Source organism: Brevibacterium sp. FME17 (genome assembly GCF_014897515.1).
In the GTDB taxonomy this organism is placed as follows: Bacteria; Actinomycetota; Actinomycetes; order Actinomycetales; family Brevibacteriaceae; genus Brevibacterium.
Genome location: NZ_JABUYD010000056.1, coordinates 1 through 1786 on the forward strand (window position 1 = coordinate 1; position 1786 = coordinate 1786).

2 protein-coding genes are annotated in these 1786 nt (G+C 55.9%); one reads left to right on the forward strand and one right to left on the reverse strand.

Translation table 11 applies throughout. The features are described from left to right. Window positions 1–183 precede the first annotated feature (183 nt). The gene (locus tag INT40_RS20250; RefSeq protein ID WP_127361983.1) at window positions 184–588 is read right to left on the reverse strand and encodes a hypothetical protein; all 405 of its coding nucleotides are present in this window, start codon (window positions 586–588) and stop codon (window positions 184–186) included. 247 nt (window positions 589–835) lie between these two features. Here INT40_RS20250 and INT40_RS20255 point away from each other — a divergent pair, with 247 nt between their 5' ends. Then, entirely contained in the window at window positions 836–1483 is a 648-nt protein-coding gene (locus INT40_RS20255; RefSeq protein ID WP_133067150.1) for a hypothetical protein, read from the forward strand. Window positions 1484–1786 lie beyond the last annotated feature (303 nt).

The window sequence follows — 1786 nt, forward strand, 5'->3', positions numbered from 1 at the left end:
GACATATCACCGACGTCGCCGACAAGCCCGGTTGGGTCGATTGACGCCAGTAGAGTACGAAGCAATCATAGAGCCAGCTGCCCTCGCAGCGTGACACTTGAATTGTCACCTCTCCTTGCATCAGTCCCGAGAAGAAAAATTGACTAGCGACGACATGCGAAGTTGGCTTGCAACTCCGCCCGGCTATGCGGGCACCACTGCCTTTGGACGTCGACCGACGAGAGGCGAACCGAATGCCAGAATTACCCCCGCGCCCGCCATCGCTGCGCCGACTGCCACGTTCCTTTTCGCGTCGGCACGACATCGAACGATTCCATCCGACAACGGATATCCGTTCGCTTCGGTGATTCGCATAGCGTTGAGACCCGAAGGGCAGGCCCACAGTGCCTCACTGTCCCTATAAGCTCCGGAGCCCAACTGGACCCAGAATCCCCCGGCGATCAGGCTCACAGAGGCGACACCGAGGAGAGTGAGCGGCAACCATGCGTGTTGCCTTTTCACGATGATGGTCAGGAACCAGACCGCGATGGCGGCACCAACGACGAACCAGCCGAGTAGCACCCACTCCACCCACTGCACATCTTCCATGTGATACAGCTCTACCGATTCGTCAGTGGCTATGATCATCATGTGCACCGAGTCACTATTGCTCACCGCGAATCTCCCCTATACCCCTGCCATTATGGTCTGATCTCAATATGCCACACCGGCCTCAACGATCCGTGGCACACACTTACAACACTGCGACGAACGAGCGGCGGAGGCAGTCGACAATTCACACAACGACGGCGCCGCCCTTGCCGATAAGAATAACTATCATCCGCAGACGAAACCCGTGATTCGGAACATCGGACATGCCGCCAGCACACCTGAGAGAGGAGAACGAATTTTGATTCCTGAATCCAAAGGCGCGAAGATCGCATACATCGCAGTAGCGTCCGTGTCCATACTCCTTGTCGGCTTCTGCATTTTCGTATGGTTGTGGGCAGGCACGATCGAGGATGGTTGGATAAGCGCCTATGTGGCAGCGGTCGTGGTTTCGGTGGTCTGTGTTCCGATTGCCCTTGTACCGCTTGGTTGGTCCTTGGGGCTCTCATTCGTTCGGGAAGCTGAAAAGAGAAAGTCCCTGCGTAATCCGGCGAAGCCGCACGCAGAGTTGTGTTCTATGAACTCGCCAATCGAGATTCGATTCTTTCCCGACTGGGGGCGGAAGGAACCGCTGTGGAGCCATGACACCGACGACATTGCAGTGGGGACTTCAGACCTCCCAATTTCAGCGGACCTGGCCGACGATCTCCATGCTTACATGGACTTCTGGAGCTCTCACTTCAACCCCGTCGTCGATTACCCAGATTCGGGGTGGGACTCCGAAGAGAATCACCAATGGTTTATCGATGAAGGCAACCGCCTTATCCGCGAATTGTCGAGCGAACTCGAAGGCAGGGCAACCATCTCTGACGAGCGGGACCCAGATGACCGCTAGAGAGCTGACTCAGCGAAAACAGTTTCCAATTCTGTCCATCAGGTATGCGAGCTCAACAAAATTGTTAAACGGTAGGGTGCATTCGCTGACAGATCTGTCCAACCCAGCGCCGCTTTGACCCTGACCTAGTACTACTAAGACCTACTACTCGGTGTGCGGATAAAGCGAATGCCGAACTTCACCACCGCGGCGCAGACAAACCCAACTACTCCCAGGACCGCCGCAATGACACCAACCCACACCAATGCTGAGGTTAGCCTGGTTTTGTGGACACCCGAGCTAGCGGGATTCGTGATCCTGGTG

What these genes read in the sequence shown, in the direction of transcription:
- INT40_RS20250 (WP_127361983.1), bottom strand. Translation starts at nt 588, where the DNA reads ATGGAAGATGTGCAGTGGGTGGAGTGGGTGCTACTCGGCTGGTTCGTC.